The sequence below is a fragment of the Streptomyces sp. YS-3 genome (assembly GCF_045257485.1).
Lineage (GTDB): Bacteria > Actinomycetota > Actinomycetes > Streptomycetales > Streptomycetaceae > Streptomyces.
Window position 1 is genome coordinate 1 of the sequence record NZ_JBJHPC010001126.1, and the last position, 816, is coordinate 816.

An 816-nucleotide genomic window follows, 5' to 3' on the forward strand; every position below is an offset into this window, starting at 1 on the left:
TTTGATTGGCCTTTCACCCCTAACCACAGGTCATCCCCCAGGTTTTCAACCCTGGTGGGTTCGGTCCTCCACGAAGTCTTACCTCCGCTTCAACCTGCCCATGGCTAGATCACTCCGCTTCGGGTCTAGAGCGTGCAACTCAAACGCCCTATTCGGACTCGCTTTCGCTACGGCTTCCCCACACGGGTTAACCTCGCTACACACCGCTAACTCGCAGGCTCATTCTTCAAAAGGCACGCAGTCACGACGTTGAGTACAAGTACTCAACGCGACGCTCCCACGGCTTGTAGGCACACGGTTTCAGGTACTATTTCACTCCGCTCCCGCGGTACTTTTCACCATTCCCTCACGGTACTATCCGCTATCGGTCACCAGGGAATATTTAGGCTTAGCGGGTGGTCCCGCCAGATTCACACGGGATTTCTCGGGCCCCGTGCTACTTGGGTGTCTCTTAAACGAGCCGCATGAATTTCAGCTACGGGGGTCTTACCCTCTACGCCGGACCTTTCGCATGTCCTTCGCCTATTCATACGGTTTCTGACTCGTCCTGTCGCCGGCAGACGACAGCAAAGAGATCCCACAACCCCCACGACGCAACCCCTGCCGGGTATCACACGTCGTAGGTTTGGCCTCATCCGGTTTCGCTCGCCACTACTCCCGGAATCACGGTTGTTTTCTCTTCCTGAGGGTACTGAGATGTTTCACTTCCCCTCGTTCCCTCCACATGCCCTATGTGTTCAGGCATGGGTGACAGCCCATGACGACTGCCGGGTTTCCCCATTCGGAAACCCCCGGATCAAAGCCTGGTTGACGGCT

The 816-nt window shown here is 56.2% G+C and carries 1 rRNA gene; it reads right to left on the reverse strand.

From position 1 onward, the window contains the following. A 23S ribosomal RNA gene (locus ACJA3G_RS37900) occupies positions 1-816 on the reverse strand; the annotation flags it as partial.